Consider the following 20,692-nt stretch of genomic DNA (forward strand, 5'->3'; position numbering starts at 1 on the left):
TTTGTCGCTCTTTCCTCTAAAAGATAAAGGTGTAAAGTTTAGATGTTTTAATATTCAAATGTTCCAAACTCGCTCTTAATAGTTAGGCTACGTTTCCCTTCTTCTATGTGTCCAATTACTTGTGCATCAATATTAAAGGACTTACTAATAGCAATAACCTGTTCTGCAACTTCCGGGCGAACATAGATCTCCATACGATGACCCATATTGAACACCTGATACATCTCCTTCCAATCAGTACCGCTACAATCTTTGATAGCACGGAAGAGAGGAGGAACTGGGAACATATTATCCTTGATGACACGGCAATTATCATTTACGAAGTGCAGAACCTTTGTTTGTGCACCACCAGTACAATGTACCATACCATGTACTTCAGGGCGCAACTCATCAAGTAATCTCTTGATAACAGGAGCGTAGGTACGAGTAGGAGAGAGTACTAACTCACCTGCATTAACAGGGCTTCCTTCAACAGAATCAGTCAGTTTGTATTTACCACTATAAACTAATTCCTCTGGTACTGCATGGTCATAACTCTCGGGATAATTCTCTGCTAGGTATTTAGCAAAAACATCATGACGTGCTGATGTTAAACCATTGCTTCCCATACCGCCATTATAACGTGTCTCATAGGTTGCCTGACCTGTAGATGAAAGACCAACAATGACGTCACCTGGACGAATATTCGCATTGTCGATAACATCCTTACGACGCATACGACAAGTAACTGTTGAATCAACGATAATTGTACGAACAAGGTCGCCTACATCTGCTGTTTCGCCACCAGTAGGGTAGATGCCTATACCCATCTTACGCATATCAGCAAGTAACTCATCGGTTCCGTTAATGATAGCAGAAATAACCTCACCTGGTACAAGCATCTTATTACGACCAATCGTTGAACTAACAAGGATATTATCTACAGCACCTACACAGAGCAAGTCATCTGTGTTCATGACGATAGCATCTTGTGCTATACCACGCCATACACTCAAATCACCTGTCTCTTTCCAGTACATATAAGCCAGAGAAGACTTTGTGCCAGCTCCATCAGCATGCATAATGTTACAATACTCAGGATCACCACCAAGGATATCTGGAATAATCTTACAAAAAGCTTGTGGGTAGAGTCCTTTATCAATGTTCTTGATGGCATTATGCACATCTTCTTTGGCAGCACTTACGCCGCGCATCATGTATCTGTTGTCCATATCTAAGGAATTGTCGTGTTGAGATTTATCAGTATCTTATTGTTTATAATTTGTGTAAGCTAACGTTGTTCATCACCATTCCAGAACTCCCAACTAGCAAATGCTTGTAGTAGGAGCATTTCTAGACCATTCTTTACAACTGCACCTTGTTCACGTCCTTTCGTCATGAATAGTGTCTCATCTGGATTGTAAAGTAGATCATATAATAAGGTGTGACTATCCATTGCTTCGTAGGGAAGTTTAGGGCATGAATCAACGTTTGGATACATACCGAGTGGAGTGCAATTCACAATAACATTGTACTCCTGAATAATGTCAGCTGTTATATCTTCATAACATAAGATGCCATCACGTTTCGTACGAGAGACAAATTTTGTTTCTAGTCCAAGAGATCTTAGACCATAGTCTATAGCTTTTGAAGCGCCACCAGTTCCCAGTATTAAGGCTTTCTTATGATGACGCTCTAATAAAGGTTCTATACTACGTGTGAAGCCAATCACATCACTATTAAAACCTTTCAGTTGTGTCTTCTTCCCTTTGTGGGTGACACGAATAACATTAACGGCTCCAATGGCTGTTGCTTCAGGACTAAGACTATCGAGATAAGGTATAACTTGTTCCTTATATGGGATAGTCACATTCAATCCACGTAGTTCTGGATTGGAGTCTATAACCTCAATAAAGTCTTCTATAGATGGAATTTCAAAGTTTATGTAACGAGCATTTATATTCTCATTATCAAACTTCTCATTAAAGTACCCTATAGAAAAGGAATGTCCCAAAGGATAACCTATAAGTCCGTACTTATCCATGTTTTAAACTTGTTCTATGAGTTTGTATTTTGTGAGAGAAAGCTCTATCTTCCTATTGTCTCATTTATTTTTCGGCTAAATACATCGTGCATATTCCGAATGTCAATCGTCTAAACGAGCTTTTGGCAAATCCTGCTTTGTGAAATATCTCCATCATCCGTTCACCTTGTGGGAATGCCTCAACTGTTTTGTTGAGATACTCGTAAGCACTCTTGTCTTTTGAGATAAACTTTGCATAATTGAGTAAGATGGTGTTGGAGTATATACGGAAGAGTTGTTTTATAGGGAAGCCAACGGGCGTTGTTAGTTCTACAATGCTCAAATGTCCACCTTTCTTTAATACACGACAGATCTCGGTGAGTCCTTTGTCGAGATTTTGAAAGTTACGGATGCCAAAGGCTGCAGTAACAGCATCAAATGTGTCATCAGGGAAAGATAGGTTGAGACAATCCTCCTTTTGGAAAGAGATGACATCATTAAGTCCTGCCTTTTTGACCTTCTCACGACCGATAGCCATCATACCTTCTGATATGTCTGCTCCGATAAGATGACTTGGAGAGAGTTCCTTTGCTGCAAGGATGGCAAAGTCTCCAGTACCAGTTGCAATATCAAGCATTAATTGTGGATGATAAGGCTGTAGTTGCTTAATAGCTTTCTTTCGCCACCCTTTATCAATATCCCATGAGAGTCTATGATTTAAAGTGTCGTAAGTTGGTGCAATCTTATCAAACATCTCTTCGACAAGTTTGCTTTTCTCACCTTTACCATTATAGGGTATTATCTTCTCCTGTTCGTACATGTTTTATTTGGAGGTTAAGGAATTTGGAAGGAGTTAAGGGAGTTGAAAAGGTTAATGCCATATGCTTTATTGATAGGCATAGGAAGTGTTAGAGATTATCTTTTCCTTTCTTAACTACCTTAACTCCTTTCTTTCCTCAATTAGTTACTTTCTAGAAGCTAGATATTCTTTAACGTTCTTCTCGATACGTGCAGCAATATCACCTTCTTCAGCTGCTTTATCAAACTTCTCACCAGTGATATGCTCGTAAAGCTCAATGTAACGTTCGCTGACGCTCTCGGCATATTCGTCTGTAATCTCTGGCATAGTTTGACCTGGTTCATTCATGAAGTTGTGTTCGATAAGCCACTGGCGTACAAATTCCTTTGAAAGCTGCTTTTGAGGTTCGCCCTTCTCAAACTTCTCTTCGTAACCTTCTGCGTAGAAGTAGCGGCTTGAGTCTGGTGTGTGAATCTCATCAATGAGGTAGCACTGACCATCACGCTTGCCGAACTCATACTTTGTATCAACGAGTATCAAGCCCTGCTTTGCAGCAATCTCCTGACCACGTGCAAAGAGTTTGCGTGTCCAGTCTTCGATGATTGCATAGTCTTCTGCTGATACAATACCCTGCTCAATAATCTCTTCCTTAGAGATGTTCATGTCGTGACCTTCGTCAGCCTTGGTAGTTGGAGTTACGATTGGTTCTGGGAAACGCTCATTCTCACGCATACCATCAGGTAACTTTACACCACAAATCTCACGGCATCCATCTTTATAGGCACGCCATGCAGAACCAGTAAGGATGGAGCGGATAATCATTTCAACACGAAAGCCTTCACACTTCAGACCAACGGTTACCATTGGATCAGGTGTTGCTAACTTCCAGTTAGGGCAGATATCAGCTGTCAAGTCAAGGAACTTGCTTGCAATCTGATTCAGAACCTGTCCTTTGAATGGTATTCCTTTTGGTAATACGACATCGAATGCAGAGATTCTGTCGGTAGCTACCATGACGATGAGGTCGTCGTTGATGTCATACACATCACGTACTTTGCCGTGATACACACTCTTCTGTCCATCAAAATGGAATTCAGTTTTTGTTAATGCTTTCATTGTTTTTATGTTTATAGAGTCCTATCTCTTGTCCGCCTTATCGTGTGCTTCATAAGCATTGACGATACGCGTAACTAGTTTGTGTCTAACAATATCTTTTTTATCGAGATTGATAACAGATATACCTTCTACATGATTTAAGATAGAGAGAGCTTCTTTCAATCCACTCTTCTCAGCGTGTGGCAAGTCTATCTGTGTCAAGTCACCTGTAATAATCATCTTTGTATTCCATCCCATACGAGTAAGGAACATACGGATTTGAGCAGGTGTAGTGTTTTGCGCTTCATCGAGAATAACTACAGCATCACTCAGTGTTCGACCTCGCATAAAAGCTAATGGCGCAATCTGAATAATATGTTTATCCATCATATCTTGTAGCTTAACTGCAGGGATCATATCCTCCAAAGCATCGTATAAGGGCTGTAGATATGGATCTATCTTATCCTTCATATCACCTGGTAAGAATCCTAGTTTCTCACCAGCCTCAACTGCTGGACGTGAAAGAATAATCTTCTTTGCAGCCTTCTCCTTTAGTGCTTTAACAGCTAAGGCAATGCTTAGATACGTCTTACCTGTTCCAGCTGGTCCAACGGCAAATATCATATCATGTTTATCAAAGGCATCTATTAGCTGTTGTTGATTTTCGGATCTACCTTTGATAGGTCTACCTGCTACAGAATAAACAAGGACGTCCTTCACCGCATCAGCCTTCGTTTTCCTACCTTTCACGATGTCAAGGATGTCCTCTTCTGTAATGGTATTATACCTTACAATATGCTTGCGCATAGTCTCAATGTCCTCTTCTATTTTCGCCATCTCTTCCTCGTCGCCCAAGATACGGATAACATTATCTCGTGCAACGATTCTCAACTTAGGGAAGAGGGACTTAATCATTTGGAGATGCCCGTTGCTAACTCCATAGAAGACTACAGGGTCTATGTCCTCAAGAACTATATGCTTTTCTATCAATGCTGTCTGTTTTATATATTATGGTGACAAAGTTACTATAAATTAGTGATACCTGCAAATAATTCTTAATTCATAATTAGGATAGCTTACATTCTTATTTGCTTTCCTCTTTTCTTATTACCTTTGTAGCAATGAAAAGGAAATCAAAGATTAATAAAAGGCGTTTATTAGTAGTATTCATAGGGATAACACTCTTTTTTATTACCATTAAGTTATTGTTCCCATCTATTATTCCGTTTGGGCATAAGACGGAGAATGTGAAAAATGGTAAGATGACGGAAGAAGAGCGTAGGAGAGCTGATTCAATCAAAATAATATCCCAATCTACTCCCGATAGGATGAAGTTATCTTCGTTTTATAAGTCGGGTGGTGCGTTGAAGAAGAATAGGATAGTTGGTGTAAGAGATTATGACGAGAGTTTCCCCGACTCCCAATCTTTGCAATTAGCCTCAGCCTTCCATTATGGTGTTCGACCTGTTGCTAATCGTCAAGATGCGGAGAAACGTAAGAACGAGTTAGTATATATAGGAAGTAATCCTTACTATGATTTAAAGAAACTCAATAGCAGTGTTCCTTATCTTGTGCCCCGTGCGGCTGTTTTACTTCAAGATATAGCGCGCACCTTCATGGATAGCTTGCAAGCCAAAGGTGTTCCTATCAATAAAATATTAGTATCTAGTGTGCTACGAACGAAAGAGGATGTTGATAAACTGCGTCAGCATAACCATAATGCAACCTCTAATAGTTGTCATTTATATGGTACAACTTTCGATATAGCCTATAATCGCTACGCTACTGTCACTCGTCCGGTGAGGAATGATACTCTGAAATGGGTGTTAAGTGAGGTACTTAATGACTTACGTAAGCAAGGGCGATGCTATATTAAGCATGAGAAATTGCAAGGATGTTTCCATATTACGGTGAAATAGCTTGTACCTAACAACATACGAGAAGGCGCCTTTCAGAGACATAGAAAGGCGTCTTTTACGTTTTATAAGTCATGGATGTATTATAAGTTCATTATCCGCATATAGGGATGATATATATAAGGTAATGATTCTTTTTTAATTGTAGGAATAAGGAGGGGTAAAGAGGGGAGAAATGTGAGTAGGTTTTAGGAAAATATATTTTACATATTTCTTTTCTGTCCTATCAAATTCTAGCGAACTTACTGGCATCTCAATGAGATGAATTAAGCGATTTATTGAAATCGTACCTCCATTTTGTGCAAATCATACCTCTGTTTTTAGTAAAACGAACCTCTATTTCCGATAAAACGATAGTACTTTTTGCCTAAAACGATACTACTTTTCACTTAAAACGATAGTACTTTTTATCCAGAAATAAGCATCGTTTTTGTAATTATCTGTATATCAGTAGTTTATAAGATACTATCGAAATTCTCTATTTAAGCGCATATTTGAGGGCGAATAGAGCCTTCTATCAGAAAAACGCAATTAGAGATAGGGAAAATGATAATATTCTATTACAAATATAGCTCTCACTGATTCCTTTAAAATCAGATTAGAAATAGGGCGAATTATACTTGTTTTAAGGGAACAGAATAGGAAGTAAAACTTGATTTACTAGTGCGATTTTAGATATTTCAACCACGCATAAGGTTTGCGAGTCGCTAGGTAATGAAGGTTATTCATATTAGAATACGCCTCTCGTTCGAATGATAAATTCATATATGCACGACCTGGTAGGGGGATTCGAATGAGCCACTCAATGAAATACCATAGATAAAAGGGCAAAACGAGCATTTCAATCATTTGGTGTGTATGGATTTTTTCATGATTGATAAGCTCCTTTGTAAGTTTTACTTCAGGATGAACGAAAAGAAACCCAAGAATATTGATGGCATCATAATTCTTGGGTGGTAAGTATTTTGTTCTGATTATTTTCATTACTCCATCTCGATTGATTCAACATGAGGCTTAGGCGCCGATGGTGAAGGGGTAGGATTTGGCGAAGTTGAAGGAGTTTCCGGCTCGTTGTTCCCCTCATTTGTTGAGCTTGAAGCCTCACTATGACTGCGATTGTGGCGGACGTGACTGCGTCCTCGAATACTATTATATACCTTTTCAGCCTGCTGTTCCTCAAGTTTGTCGGTTGAATTAGTCTTTGCAGTATCTATCGCAACCGTATCAAACTTAGCCTTGTTTGTCTCCGCTAAGTTAGAATCAGGCTCAATCGCCGTTTGCGTATATTCGGGATCATTCTTGTGCTGGGCGTAATAGATGAATCCAAAAGCCACAAGGAATATTGTTCCTAAGACGATAAAGGCAACCATTCCTCTGCCAAGAGTAGGTTCGTCTTTGTCTTTATTCGGCATAGGTTTGCCATTTTTTATATCATTTTGCTCCATCTTGTTGCCTTCATTATTATTTTCAGAACTATTCATATCCATTGTTTTACTTGTGATTTTGGCAACAAAGGTAAGTGAAAAGGTAGAGATTCCAAAACGATTTAGGTTTTTATTCATTTGTTCTTTTCTTTTTTGTACCTTTGCAATCGAATTTAGAAGATATCATACTGGAAAAAGATATGAAGAAGTGGTTAGTAATTATTTGTTTCCTTACCTGTTGGCTGGGTGCATCAGCGCAAAATTTGCGTGATGTTTGGATAGATATGCCTGATACAATCTCTCCTTATTTGAATAAGAGTTTGCGTACAGAGCTAGCTGATTATGTAAAAATGGGCGTTGATCCTGCCGTGAAAAATCTATTGGATGATACGACACGGATAGAACGCATGACAAAAAACTATATGCTTGTTCAGTTGAGCAAGGCTAGTTCTTTGGAAATAAAGTTATTAGATAATTCAACTATTGCGTTGGTTCAGACTTGGAAAGGTCCTGTCGCTGAGAGTAAACTAAGTCTGTTTAATCAGCAATGGCAGGCACAAGCAATGGTGATTCTCCCTCAAGAAACGATAGAAAAACCTGACACAATTAGTGAAATGGAGTGGAATGATATAAAGTCGTTAATGACTCCTCGCCTGAAAGAATTACATCTTAACGCAGATGATAACTCTCTGTTGGTGAGTTTTAACTATCCGCTCTTATCGAAAGAAGATAGAAAGCGAGTGGAACCTTATATAAAACCGATGGTTTTGCATTGGACGGGTAAGGATTTCCGTTAGTAAAAATGATTTTAAGATTTGGTGGTTTCTTAAAAAGTTACTACTTTTGTCGGCACAAAATTAATAGCTGAAGACATGAATTTGAAGGTACGTTTGGCCTTAATGAACTTCTTGGAGTTCGCAGTTTGGGGAGCCTATTTGACCTCTATGGGTCGTTATTTGGGTAATATTGGTATAGGTTCGGAGATTGGTTTGTTCTATTCTATGCAAGGAGTTGTATCAATTTTTATGCCTGCATTGATGGGAATTGTCGCAGACCGATGGATACCAGCCCAAAGACTCTTAGGTTTCTGTCATTTACTTGCAGGAGTTTTCATGTTTGCCACGGCAGGTTATGGTTTGAGTGTAGGTGAGCATGCCAACTTTACCACTATCTTTACCCTTTATTCTTTATCAGTTGCCTTCTATATGCCTACATTGGCTTTGTCAAATTCAGTTGCATATAGTGCGTTGACTAATGCGGGAATGGATACCGTGAAGGACTTTCCACCGATTCGTGTATTCGGAACGATTGGTTTTATCCTTACAATGTGGCTGGTTGATATTATGGGATTCCAGAGCAATCAGAACCAATTTATCACATCAGGCATTGTAAGTATCATTCTTTTCCTTTACACTTTTACGTTACCGAACTGCGCAGTTAGTAAAGGTACGGAGCAGAAAAGCTTCATTGATGCCTTCGGATTGCGTGCCTTTTCCCTCTTTAAGCAAAAGAAGATGGCAGTGTTCTTTGTCTTTTCTATGCTTTTGGGAGTAAGTCTTCAGATTACGAATAGTTTTGCAAACCCCTTCTTATTTAGTTTTGGAGCTCAACCCGAGTTTGCCGATACATTCGGAGTGCAGCATGCGAATATCCTAATCAGTCTTTCTCAGATTAGTGAAACCTGCTGTATTCTATTGATTCCATTCTTTATGCGCCATTACGGAATAAAGAATGTGATGTTGATTGCCATGTTTGCTTGGGTATTGCGATTTGGATTGTTCGGCGTTGGTAATCCAGGCTTCCCTGGTATTTTGCTATTTGTCCTTTCAATGATTGTATATGGAGTAGCTTTCGACTTCTTTAATATCTCGGGTTCATTGTTCGTTGATAATAGTACGGAGCCATCTCTTCGTTCATCTGCACAAGGATTATTCATGTTGATGACAAATGGTATAGGTGCAACAATCGGAACGCTAGCTGCTCAAGCACTTGTAAATTCATACACTTATCCCAAGGTGGTGGGTTCGGATACATTGACCGTGGGTGATTGGTCATCTTGTTGGTTCATCTTTGCAGGTTATGCCTTTGTTGTAGGTGTTTGTTTTGCATTGATATTCCGTCCTAAGAAAGCATAAACTTTTTGGACAATATATAGATGGGTAAAGTTCAATTAATACATGTTGGTGTTTCTCAGATTGTAGGAGGTTCTGAATTTGGACTTCTCGTTCTTTCAGATATGTCAGAGAGTCGGCAGATAGCTATTGTCTGTGATGAGCACATGGAGTATCAATTTGGACTTAGAACAGATGAAAAGATAAATACGGAGCGGCTATTACCAGAGGTGCTTTGCAGTATTAATCCGTCTATGACAAGCGAGCATTATGAGATTCTGTTTAATTCAGTTTTGAATGGGCAATATAAAGCCTTACTTGTAAATAAGGACGATTTGAGTCTTACCCCTATGCGTGCTTCTGATGCTATCCTTTTAGCTCATATAGCTAAATTGAATCTCTTTATGGAAGAAAATCTCTTTAATCGGCAAAGTGTTCCTTGTGGTCCTTCTAAGAATAGGTTGGCAGTTCCCATTAATACCTTGACTTTGGAGATGTTGAAGAAAGCATTAGACAAAGCTATCGAAGAAGAGAATTATGAGTTAGCTTCAATGTTAAGGGATGAATTAAATCAAAGAGATAAGAGTAATAATGAGGGGTAATGCTCTTTTTATTCCTTAAAGGTTGAAAACAAGGATAAGATAAGTAGGAGAAGTCATATATAAATAATGAAAGAAGTTAGATATTTCTTTGTTCCTAATGCTAATGTGGAGAAAGAACTTCCAACAGAGGAAGCGATTCATGCTTTGCGTGTGCTTAGATTGAAAGAAGGTGATGAGATATTCTTGATGGATGGTGAGGGATGTTTCTATCAAGCTGAGGTTTCATTGGCTACATCAAAGAAATGTTTCTATACAATCAAACAAATATTAAAGCAAGAACCTACTTGGCATGGGAGAATTCATTTAGCTATTGCACCAACGAAAGACATGGGACGCATGGAATGGATGACAGAGAAAGCCACAGAAATCGGCTTCGATGAGATTACCTTCTTAAATTGTAAGTTCTCTGAGCGAAAGGTTTTGCGTACTGATCGCATAGAAAAGATAGTGGTATCTGCTATGAAACAAAGTCATAAGGCTTGGAAACCTATTGTAAATGATATGACTCCTTTCTGTAATTTTATTGATAATCATACCTGTGATGGGCAGAAGTATATTTGTCATTGTTACTCAGAAATATTGAAAGATGACTTCTTTTCTCTTATTAATAGCTCTTCTGAAAGTACCCACTTGGTGTCTGAAGACGACCATTCTCTCAATAATGATATTACTGTTTTAGTTGGTCCAGAGGGTGATTTCTCTATAGAGGAGGTTCGTTATGCTATTAATCATGGGTTCAAGAGCGTAACTTTAGGTAATAGTCGTTTGCGTACGGAGACCGCAGGGCTTAGTGCCGTAATAATGTCACAGCTTGCACGAAGAGTGTAAGCTGTTTTTGTTTATAATAGGAATGTATATATTCCTTTTAAAAACGTATGATAATAATAGATGAAAGTAAAGAATTAGAATATTAAAAGGTTATGATTAGCAATATAGTAAGATAGAGAGCTTCATGGAAATAACTTCTCCGTGATATAGACTTAAAAACAATTTCACATTTCTCATGTAAGTATCAATTATTTTATTTATATTTGCAACATATTTTAAATATCGTTATTATTTCATTTTAATCTCTTAGCAAACTATGCAAAAAAGATTACTTTTCTTGGTTACGTTGTTGCTAGCAATGACAACTACTGTTATGGCTCAGATAACGACATCAGGAATCAGTGGTAGAGTGACGTCTCAAGGTGAAGACGTAATTGGGGCAACTGTTACAGCTACGCACCTACCATCAGGAACTATTTACCGGGCTGTAACTAACATTGATGGTCGCTACACTATTCAGGGTATGCGCGTTGGTGGTCCTTACAAAATTCAAGTGGCTTATATTGGTCAAAAGACTAAGACATTTGAAAATGTAACGCTTCGTCTTGGTGAGACGGAGGATCTTTCTTGTTCACTTCAAGATGATTCTAAGGAACTTCAAGAAGTTGTTGTAACTGGTAATGCGGGCGTCAATGGGACGAAGACGGGAGCAGCACAGAGTATCTCGTCTAAGCAAATTGCAGACATGCCAAGTATTACTCATGGTATTGCTGATGTAGCTCGTCTTAATCCTCAGCTTACGACATCAAGTAATGGTGCCATGTCATTTGCAGGTGCTAGCAATCGTTATAATTCATTTATGATTGATGGTGCAATGAATAATGACGTGTTTGGTTTAGCAGCTGGTGGTTCTAATGGTGGTCAGGCTGGCACACAACCTGTATCAATGGAAACAATTGAGCAAATCCAAGTAAATGTTGCTCCATTCGATGTTCGTCAGAGTGGTTTCACAGGTGGTTCAATCAATGCTATTACTAAGTCTGGTACTAACCAGTTCCATGGTAGTGTCTATGGATTTGGTAACAACCAAAGTCTCATAGGTCATCATTATCCATACTCTGATGGAACAGGTTATGCGCCAAAATATCAGAAACAGGAGCAGTATCAATGGGGTGTAACATTGGGTGGTCCTATTATTAAGAACAAGTTGTTCTTCTTTGTAAACTATGAGAATGCAAATAAGACTTATCCAAATCTTAATGGCTATCGTCAAACAGGCTCACGTGTAAATCCAGATGAAGCTGATGATGTTCTTCAGAAGGTTAAGGATATGGCTCAACGTCAAGGATTATCGTATGATGGTACCTTCGCAAACCCTGATATCTACACGAAGAGTAATAAATTAGGTGCAAAGATTGACTGGAATATCAATGACTTCAATAAGTTCTCTTTCCGTTGGAGCTATGTAGATGCTAAGCAATTGAATGTTGTAAGTTCTTCTTCTTCTCTTAATGATGATCATTATTACTTCCCATTTACTAGTAAGACGAACTCTTTCACAGCAGAATTACAGAGCCGTATCTCTCCTACAATAAGTAATGAGGCACGTGTAAGCTATGTACGTGTTCGCGATAAGCGCAATGTTGCTTCTGCATTCCCTATGATTTCTTTGCAAGTAACTGGTGGATCAGTAAATATTGGTAACGAACGCTCTTCAATGGCTAACTCTCTTGACCAGGATATCTATACTGTAGAAGATAACTTGACTTGGTATAAGGGTAATCATACCTTTACTTTCGGTACTCATAATGAGTTTTATAAGTTTGCTAACCTATTTATCCAGGATGCAAATGGATCTTATAATTTTACTGATAAGGCGCATTTCGATAAGTATTATGCAGACTTTGTGGCTGGTACAATTGATCCAAACTATAACTACTTCCGTCAGTATCGTTATGGTGTAGCAAATGTTGATGTTACAGGTGACCCACGTTGGAAGACGCCTTTCTCTGCTGGTCAGCTTGGTTTCTATGCACAAGATAAGTGGCATATTACTCCATCTTTTCAATTGACTTATGGCTTGCGCATGGAGATTCCTCTCTTCTTCAAGACTCCAACGGCCAATGAACCTTTCAATACTTATGCTGCACAGCATAATTGGGACGTTCGTACAAATCATAAACTTTCTAGTACTCCTTTGTGGAGTCCACGCGTTGGTTTCCGTTGGGATATTAATAAGGATCGTCAGTTTATTCTCCGTGGTGGATTGGGTATCTTCACAGGACGTATACCATACGTATGGATTAGTAACAACTTCGCAAAGACTGGTTTGCAGATGCAGACCTATTCTGTAAATAATCCTAAGGGATTGGAGCTTATTCTTAATCCTAATGGGCAAGAAGCTAATGCTACTCGATTGAGAGCTGCAGGTAGTCAGGAAGTAAATGTGTTTGAAGATAAGTTCAAGTTTGCCCAGACTCTGAAAGCTAACTTAGGCTTTGATTTCCATCTTCTAGGTATTGATTGGACAGCAGAAGCCCTTTACTCAAAGACTTTGAACGATATCTATTATAAGAATCTTGCTGTTGATAAGACTGGACAAACATTTGCGCAGGTTACTGGTTATGAATGGGATAATCGTCCAATGTATGAACGCACAACTACTGGAAGTCCTTTCTCTTATGTTTATGCACTCTATAATACAAGTAAAGGTTACACAACTAGTCTTTCATTAAAGGGTGAGAAGCACTTTAACTTTGGGCTCGATCTTATGGCAAGTTACACATGGACTCGTTCTATGAGTGTTAATAGTGGAACTTCATCAGTTGCTGGTAGTAACTGGATGTATAATGCAACTTATCGTGATGTTAATGATCCTGAACTTAGTCTTAGTGCATATAACGTTCCTCATCGTCTTCAAGCAAGTGCTTATTATCATATAAACTATGGTGTACAGAAACAGTGGGAGACAACTATCGGTTTGATTTATCAAGGTCGTAGTGGATCTCCTTATGTGATTGAAGTTTATGGTGACATGAATGGTGATGGGGCTAATGGTAATGACTTGATGTGGATACCAACAGATGCTCAAATCGATCGCATGAAATTTGCGAGTGGTGTAAAAGTTAATAATAGTAAGGATATTTATCCATTGATTACAAAAGTACTTGGTTCTGGCTTCAATGGAACTCTCACAGAGGCACAGCAACGCTCTTTGATGAAGCAATGGATAGCAGATGACTCTTATATGAATCATCATCGTGGTGAATATTTCAAGCGTTATGCTGATAACCTTGCTTTTGAGAATCACTTTGACGTACACCTCGCACAGAAGTATAGCTTCAAAGTTGCAGGTCAAACTAATTCTCTTGAATTAAGTTTGGATATTATAAATATTGGCAATCTCTTGAATAAAGATTGGGGACATACTTATGGCGACGAGTTTGGTCGTTACTTTAGTCCTTTCAATTATGAAGGTAATGGAGTATTCAAATTTGATGGTACACACGTTGCACGAAACTATGATACATATTATAGCCGTTGGCGTGGTCAGCTAGGCTTACGTTATACCTTTTAATTAAGAGTATTCAATTCTTGTAATTTGTTAGCGACTCTCCTAGTAATCATCTAGCGACTTCCTAACAAATTGCACATTCTTTCTAGTGCTAATCCCCCAATAACTTCCCAGCAAAAAGTACATTTTACTCCCCTCTCCATTCGGAGAGGGGTTGGGGGTGAGGCTTTTTCTTTTGTTTTTATTTGGCTAGTTAATTTATTCTTCTTACCTTTGCCGCCGTGAAAGAATTAGCAATGACATATCAAATGAATGAAGTACTGCAAAGAATTATTCGATTCTTTGCATCTTTTTGCACTTTATCTTTGGTCAATCCAAATAATTTGCTAACACACACACACAATATGCGCACCTAGCGTCTAATAACACATTTTTTCTTCTCGCATACGCGCGCGCGAAGCGTGTCGTAACCCCTGTAAACAAAGGACTTCTAGGAGTTTCCTTTGTTCGCTTTTTTATGCCCTTTTGCGAACTCTATTTTGAGCAAAATAAGAACAAAATAACAGCTATTTTAATCAATAAACAAGTAGGATACGCTGACTACGTATCCCTTAAAATTAAACGAAATGATGGTAATTGAAAGAAAGATTTATCAAAAGCCCCAGTGCAACATTGTTTGTACGGAGACAGAAGCTCTCTTGGTTCATGCCAGTGGTAATGCCGGTACAATTCAACCTGGTATAGTAACAGGCGATGCAAAACGTAATTTTTTTAACGATGAAGAGGAAGACCAAGGTGGGGACTTCTTGGAATAGTACGGAAAACGATTAAGAATTATCAGAAAGGAAAAGAAATGAATAAGTTTATGAAGAGAACGACTATAGGTTCAGTAATGCGAGGTATATGTTACGGCTTCGCAGCTTTATTGTTTGCTGCCAGCTGTGCTAATGATGATGTTGCACAGGATGAAAAGCAGAAGAAAGATAATATTTCAGCTGGTACAACTGTCTTTACAGGTACGTCTCAACCAGATGCAACAACACGTACAGCCATCCTTAACCATACAAAGGGCACAGGTGCTTCCGTAAATTGGAGCAGTACGGACAAGATATGGGTAAAAGATGATGGAGGAAATTGGCAGCAGAGTGCTACGGCGACAATACCTTCGGCAGCAAACTTGTCTTTTGCTAAGTTCTCGTTGTCTGGCACATATACAGGGGCTTCACATGATATTATTTACACCAATACGGCTGTTACAGGCTCACAACCACAAGTAGAGATTAAAGCAACACAAACGCAGTCTGCCCCAAATAACTTTGATCATGCTGGGGAATCGGGAGATTGCGGAATAGCAACAGGTAATAAAGCTGGTAATGATTATACATTCACACTTAACCATAAAGCTTCCTATCTTTGCTTAATTCCTCGTACAAACAACGAATATGTAAAGCGTAGCAAGTTGATTAAGGTTGAGATTATGAGCGATGATGAGATTGCTGGAACTTACAATATGGCTGCTGATGGCACACTTACGCTTGCTTCAGGTGGTTCTAAGACGATTACTGTAACAACTGGTTCGGGCTTCGCAATAGATAATGCCGCTGATGATATGAGCAAGAATGCTACTTATGCAGTCGTTGCTCCTGGTACTCACACTTTCCGTATTCGCTACTGGCTTCGCAATACAACTGATAATCCAGACGGAACGATAGAGGGAACGGTATCAAAGATTGTTACCCTTAACTGTACAGCTGGTTCTATCCATGATATAACCGCTAATCTTGATCCGTTTGATTACGATGGCGATCATTACACCGAATGGGATGCACAGGAACAATACTGGAAAGGGGATGAGTGGAATAAAGGTGGTAGTCAACCAACAATAAATGGAAATGGCAATTATCAAATTCACATCTCCCCCGACCCTCGCAGTTTTCATGGAGGGGATCATAATGTAGTAGCAACAAATTTATGCTCAATTGCACCTAATGCCAATGAGATCTCTTGGTACTGTATGCATGGCGACCCCCGTTGGGATGCAGATGAATTGTGGACAACTATGGGACACTTATACAAAGGTGGTATGTGGTTCTTAAAGCATGATAAGATATCTGGCTATTCGAAGACGCTGGCTTACAATGGAAGAAATGATTTATATAGCATAAGTAACACGCATCTAATTCAAAATCTTCCTTCTACTACTAATGCAAAGGATTATTTTTACTTGCCGGCTTTGGGTTACTATTCTAATGGAACATTGTATGATGTTGGTAAGCAAGGTTATTATTGGTCTTCTAATATTGTGGATTTTGATGAAACAACTGCATTCCTGTTGAATTTTAGTAATACTAGTGCTGATGTTAATCCCTATTTCATGCGTCAAGCAGGATTAAGGGTAACGGCATTTGAGTAATCCTTGCGATTGAACTTCTTAAGAAAGCATCATTTTAGCCCTCTCCGTTAGAGAGGAGTGCCTAATGAGGAGAATTTTAGCAGAATGCGTATTCCGTCGCTGCGCTCACCGCATCTACACACAGGCGGATGCGTATCTACGGACTGCTAGATACGTATTGCGCAGTTGCTAGATGCGTATCTAACGGCAACGCTCACCGCATCTGACAGCACGTAGATACGTATTCGGCAGTAAGGCAATACGTATCTGGCAGGAGGGGGATGCTGAAAGGGTGAGAAAATGAAGCGGTGAGAGGAGGAAAATAAATTAAGAAAATAGAATGGGGCAGCATGAAGATGCAGCGAACAGAAGCAGAGGCGTGCTGCCCTACGCTATGATAAACAATAGTTATTTAATAATTTAAAAACCTAAGAATCATGAGATTTAAATTAGTTCAGAAGAAGAATCCGCAGAAGCGGGAGGAAGTGAAGTATTATGCCAATGCAGTAAACGTTGGGCATAAGTCGCTGGATGACATTGCACGTGACATTGCGGGGCGTTCGTCCTTGACACGTGGTGATGTGTCGAATGTGTTGTATAACTTTATTGATTGTTTGCCACATTACCTCCGTGATGGTTTTAGTATTCAGCTAGGTAATTTCGGTTCAATGCGTGTCACGTTGTCGAGCAAAGGAGCGGAAACTGAAAAAGCTTTTAAGACCGAGACGATTAAGCCTCGTGTGGTCTTCACGCCGGGAACGGAATTGAAGCGTGAGTTGGCTGCAAACTCTTACGAATCGTTGAGGAAGAAAGAAGAAGAGGAAAAAAGCCTCACCCCCGCCCCCTCTCCAAAAGGCGAGGGGAGTGAAGACCACACAGGACCACAGGCAGGGTGAGTTATGATATGTACCACGGGAGCATTTAAGATTGATTCAGGATATCAATCGTTCTGTAATAAGACAATCGATTATATTAATTGTGAAATTAATGTCTTTCAAAACTAGTGTATTAATTTGGTTCTCTCGCTTCCGTGGTACACTGCCTCACCCCCAACCCCTCTCCCGAGGGAGAGGGGAGTGCCTAACGGGGTGCAGTTAGGAAGGAGGACTTAATAGGATGAGGGTGTGTCAAAAAAGCATTTGCATTTTGGTACACTCTTCTTTTTTAGTACCTTTGCATCATAATTAAAACTCAAACATTATGATTATTGATTTCGATAAGATTGTTGAAGAGCATATAGAAGGCTTCAAAGGTGGAAAAGGGAAACTTGATATGCGTGCGTTTGTTGATGATAAGGCTCGTATCATGTATTCAACATTACGACCTGGTGCATGTAGTGGAAAGCATCAACATGTTGGTACTTTTGAAGCGATGTTTGTTATCAGTGGCGAATTAACTGTACATTATGATGATTGTATGGAGGTTGCAAGGGTGGGGCAGTTACATTATTGTCCAGAGGGACACTTCCATTGGTTTGAGAATTGTACAGATCATGATGTTGTATATCTTGCTATTGTACCAACATTGGGATAGTAATTGCTAGTAGGAGTATAAAAACAATTAGCGGCAGACAATAATGTCTGCCGCTAATTGTTTTTATCTTTCTTACTTTTATCATCTCTCCATTACACCTTCAATATACAATCGGGTCATTTCATTTTTACCATTGGTGCGCACGGTGATACTCTTCTTAAAGTGTCCTGCAAATTTTCCAGTACCATTGTAGGTTACGTCAATACTACCTTTTTGTCCAGGAGCGATAGGACGCTTGTCATAGCGTGGGATAGTACATCCACAGCTTGCAATAACTTGATTGATGACTAGCGGCGCATTACCAATATTTGTGAAAGTGAATGTTGTTTTTTGTACGGGACTACTCTCCTTAAATGTTCCGAAATCATGAGTTACCTTATCAAATTTAATCTCAGCTTGATTCTGTGCAACTGCAAAAGTTACTCCCATAACTAGTAGGAGTGTCATTAATAAGAGCTTTTTCATATTATATATCCTTTAGTTGTTTCTTATTATTATGGTGCAAATTTAGTTAGAAAGTTTATAGTTTCCATGAAGTTTCACAATAATTAAGTAGGAATTATTAAATATTAGTCATCAAATTGGCATTAGGACTGAAAGTTTTGTTTGCATTCTTATATTTTTATAAGGTAACTCCTGTTTCTCATTTAAAGTTAGTATCTTTGCATAACTTTATAGTTCAGAGGATAAATATAATCAACATAATCAATTATGTATAGAACGAATACTTGTGGAGAGCTGCGCCTTTCGGATGCAGGCAAGGAAGTAACCCTAGCTGGCTGGGTACAGCGCTCGCGTAAAATGGGAGGTATGACCTTTATTGACCTCCGTGATCGCTATGGTATTACTCAGTTGGTTTTTAATGAAGCAGATGATGCTAGTCTGTGTGGTGAAGCCAACAAGTTGGGACGTGAATATTGTATTCAGGTAAAAGGTATTGTTAGCGAGCGACAGAGTAAGAATAACAAGATTCTTACAGGTGATATTGAAATTATAGCAAAGGATTTGAATGTATTAAGTCCTTCTTTGACACCTCCTTTCACCATTGAGGATAATACTGATGGTGGTGATGATTTGCGAATGAAGTATCGCTATCTTGATCTTCGTCGTGAAGTTGTACGTAAGAATCTTGAGTTACGTCATAGAATGACAATCCTTATCCGTAACTTCCTCGATTCACAGAAATTTATGGAAGTGGAAACTCCAATTCTTATTGGTTCTACGCCAGAAGGAGCTCGCGACTTCGTTGTTCCATCACGTATGAACCCTGGACAATTCTATGCTTTACCACAGAGTCCACAAACTTTGAAGCAATTATTGATGGTAGCAGGTTTCGATCGTTACTTCCAAATTGCAAAGTGTTTCCGTGATGAAGACTTGCGTGCCGATCGTCAGCCAGAGTTTACTCAGATTGATTGTGAGATGTCGTTTGTAGATCAAGATGATGTTATCAATCTGTTTGAGGAAATGGCTCGTCATCTCTTCCGTGAGATTCGTGGTGTTGAACTTCCTAAGCTAGAACAGATGACATGGCATGAGGCTATGAAACGTTTTGGTTCTGATAAACCAGACTTGCGCTTTGGTATGGAGTTCGTTGAATTGATGGATGAGTTGAAAGGTACTGGATCTTTCTCTGTATTCGATGAAGCTAATTATATTGGCGGTATCGTCGTTCCTGGTTGTGCTGATTATAGTCGTAAGCAGCTCAATGAACTTACAGATTTTGTTAAGCGTCCACAGGTTGGAGCACATGGTCTTGTGTTTATCAAGTATAACACGGATGGAACTGTTAAGAGCTCTATTGATAAGTTCTATACACCAGAGCAATTAAATAAGGTAAAGGAGACAACTGGTGCCAAAGATGGTGATCTTGTTTTGATCTTATCAGGTGATAATGCAAATAAGACACGTGTTCAGCTCTGTTCTCTACGTCTTGAGATGGGTGATCGTTTAGGTCTTCGTGATAAGAATGTATTTAAGTGTCTTTGGATTGTTGATTTCCCATTGTTTGAGTGGAGCGATGAAGAACAAAGACTTATGGCAACCCACCACCCATTTACAATGCCTAATCCTGATGATATTCCATTGTTGGATGAGCATCCAGAGCAAGTACGTGCTAAGGCTTACGACTTTGTTTGCAATGGAATTGAAGTTGGTGGAGGTTCACTCCGTATTCATGATACTCAATTACAAGAGAAGATGTTTGAGGTTCTTGGCTTTACTCCAGAACGTGCAGAAGCACAATTTGGTTTCTTGATGAATGCCTTTAAGTATGGAGCACCACCTCATGCAGGTCTTGCTTTCGGTCTTGATCGTTTCGTAAGTATTCTTGCTGGTCTTGATTCTATTCGTGATTGCATTGCCTTCCCTAAGAATAATAGTGGTCGTGATGTGATGTTAGATGCTCCTTCTGCTGTAGATCAGAAGCAATTAGACGAATTGGAGATCAAGCTTGACATAAAAGATTAGTCATATTGTTGATTTATATCAATAAAATCAATGTTGTTGAAATTAATCCATTCGTATCAGCTTACTT

General features: G+C 39.2%; 19 protein-coding genes. 11 read left to right on the forward strand and 8 right to left on the reverse strand.

The window, feature by feature from the left end:
- Positions 1–47 precede the first annotated feature (47 nt).
- The 5 genes from O3603_RS08275 to O3603_RS08295 all read right to left on the reverse strand — a co-directional run bounded on the left by O3603_RS08275 (position 48) and on the right by O3603_RS08295 (position 4,886).
- On the reverse strand, positions 48–1,211 hold the full coding sequence (locus tag O3603_RS08275; protein WP_371522127.1) for an AIR synthase-related protein: 1,164 nt from the start codon (positions 1,209–1,211) through the stop codon (positions 48–50).
- 59 nt (positions 1,212–1,270) lie between these two features.
- On the reverse strand, positions 1,271–2,023 hold the full coding sequence (locus tag O3603_RS08280; protein ID WP_155716251.1) for a shikimate dehydrogenase: 753 nt from the start codon (positions 2,021–2,023) through the stop codon (positions 1,271–1,273).
- Positions 2,024–2,087: 64 nt separating this feature from the next.
- A complete protein-coding gene (gene ubiE / locus O3603_RS08285) occupies positions 2,088–2,822 on the reverse strand; it encodes a bifunctional demethylmenaquinone methyltransferase/2-methoxy-6-polyprenyl-1,4-benzoquinol methylase UbiE (RefSeq protein WP_371522129.1) in 735 nt (244 codons plus the stop codon).
- Positions 2,823–2,966: 144 nt separating this feature from the next.
- Positions 2,967–3,917 (reverse strand): phosphoribosylaminoimidazolesuccinocarboxamide synthase, encoded by a 951-nt coding sequence (locus O3603_RS08290; RefSeq protein ID WP_371522131.1) that lies wholly within the window; start codon positions 3,915–3,917, stop codon positions 2,967–2,969.
- Between the two features lie 21 nt (positions 3,918–3,938).
- Positions 3,939–4,886: a PhoH family protein gene (locus tag O3603_RS08295; RefSeq protein ID WP_155716249.1), complete on the reverse strand. Its 948-nt coding sequence runs from the start codon at positions 4,884–4,886 to the stop codon at positions 3,939–3,941.
- A gap of 131 nt (positions 4,887–5,017) precedes the next feature.
- Between O3603_RS08295 and O3603_RS08300 the strand changes: the two genes are divergently transcribed.
- A complete protein-coding gene (locus tag O3603_RS08300; protein WP_371522133.1) occupies positions 5,018–5,815 on the forward strand; it encodes a DUF5715 family protein in 798 nt (265 codons plus the stop codon).
- Positions 5,816–6,472: 657 nt separating this feature from the next.
- Here the strand turns inward: O3603_RS08300 and O3603_RS08305 are convergent.
- Complete coding sequence (locus O3603_RS08305; protein ID WP_287316877.1) at positions 6,473–6,796, reverse strand: hypothetical protein; 324 nt, start codon at positions 6,794–6,796, stop codon at positions 6,473–6,475.
- Positions 6,796–7,374 carry a zinc ribbon domain-containing protein gene (locus O3603_RS08310; RefSeq protein WP_315441397.1) on the reverse strand — a complete coding sequence of 193 codons (579 nt, stop codon included), beginning with the start codon at positions 7,372–7,374 and terminating at the stop codon, positions 6,796–6,798. The genes O3603_RS08305 and O3603_RS08310 overlap by 1 nt, the downstream gene beginning before the upstream one ends.
- 62 nt (positions 7,375–7,436) lie before the next feature.
- On the opposite strand from O3603_RS08310, the gene O3603_RS08315 reads away from it, so the two are divergent.
- The 9 genes from O3603_RS08315 to O3603_RS08355 all read left to right on the forward strand — a co-directional run bounded on the left by O3603_RS08315 (position 7,437) and on the right by O3603_RS08355 (position 18,156).
- On the forward strand, positions 7,437–8,033 hold the full coding sequence (locus O3603_RS08315) for a DUF3256 family protein (RefSeq protein WP_371522135.1): 597 nt from the start codon (positions 7,437–7,439) through the stop codon (positions 8,031–8,033).
- A gap of 75 nt (positions 8,034–8,108) precedes the next feature.
- Positions 8,109–9,371 carry an MFS transporter gene (locus O3603_RS08320; RefSeq protein ID WP_273540606.1) on the forward strand — a complete coding sequence of 421 codons (1,263 nt, stop codon included), beginning with the start codon at positions 8,109–8,111 and terminating at the stop codon, positions 9,369–9,371.
- 20 nt (positions 9,372–9,391) lie between these two features.
- Positions 9,392–9,949 carry a UvrB/UvrC motif-containing protein gene (locus O3603_RS08325; protein WP_009435097.1) on the forward strand — a complete coding sequence of 186 codons (558 nt, stop codon included), beginning with the start codon at positions 9,392–9,394 and terminating at the stop codon, positions 9,947–9,949.
- Positions 9,950–10,015: 66 nt separating this feature from the next.
- Positions 10,016–10,777 carry a 16S rRNA (uracil(1498)-N(3))-methyltransferase gene (locus O3603_RS08330; RefSeq protein ID WP_371522137.1) on the forward strand — a complete coding sequence of 254 codons (762 nt, stop codon included), beginning with the start codon at positions 10,016–10,018 and terminating at the stop codon, positions 10,775–10,777.
- 256 nt (positions 10,778–11,033) lie between these two features.
- Positions 11,034–14,294, forward strand: coding sequence for a carboxypeptidase regulatory-like domain-containing protein (locus O3603_RS08335; protein WP_371522139.1), 3,261 nt, complete (start codon positions 11,034–11,036; stop codon positions 14,292–14,294).
- Positions 14,295–14,857: 563 nt separating this feature from the next.
- Positions 14,858–15,046 carry a hypothetical protein gene (locus O3603_RS08340; RefSeq protein WP_371522141.1) on the forward strand — a complete coding sequence of 63 codons (189 nt, stop codon included), beginning with the start codon at positions 14,858–14,860 and terminating at the stop codon, positions 15,044–15,046.
- A gap of 38 nt (positions 15,047–15,084) precedes the next feature.
- Positions 15,085–16,644, forward strand: a complete 1,560-nt coding sequence (locus O3603_RS08345; RefSeq protein ID WP_371522143.1) for a hypothetical protein — start codon at positions 15,085–15,087, stop codon at positions 16,642–16,644.
- 416 nt (positions 16,645–17,060) lie between these two features.
- Positions 17,061–17,519: an HU family DNA-binding protein gene (locus O3603_RS08350; RefSeq protein WP_371522145.1), complete on the forward strand. Its 459-nt coding sequence runs from the start codon at positions 17,061–17,063 to the stop codon at positions 17,517–17,519.
- 304 nt (positions 17,520–17,823) lie between these two features.
- Positions 17,824–18,156, forward strand: coding sequence for a cupin domain-containing protein (locus tag O3603_RS08355; protein ID WP_371522147.1), 333 nt, complete (start codon positions 17,824–17,826; stop codon positions 18,154–18,156).
- A gap of 81 nt (positions 18,157–18,237) precedes the next feature.
- Here the strand turns inward: O3603_RS08355 and O3603_RS08360 are convergent, their stop codons facing one another.
- A complete protein-coding gene (locus O3603_RS08360) occupies positions 18,238–18,621 on the reverse strand; it encodes a DUF1573 domain-containing protein (RefSeq protein WP_009435289.1) in 384 nt (127 codons plus the stop codon).
- Positions 18,622–18,867: 246 nt separating this feature from the next.
- Here O3603_RS08360 and aspS point away from each other — a divergent pair, with 246 nt between their 5' ends.
- Positions 18,868–20,625, forward strand: coding sequence for an aspartate--tRNA ligase (gene aspS / locus O3603_RS08365; protein ID WP_371522149.1), 1,758 nt, complete (start codon positions 18,868–18,870; stop codon positions 20,623–20,625).
- The last annotated feature ends 67 nt before the right edge of the window (positions 20,626–20,692 follow it).

It is taken from the genome of Prevotella sp. 20925_1_30 (genome assembly GCF_041433025.1).
Taxonomy (GTDB): domain Bacteria; phylum Bacteroidota; class Bacteroidia; order Bacteroidales; family Bacteroidaceae; genus Prevotella; species Prevotella vespertina.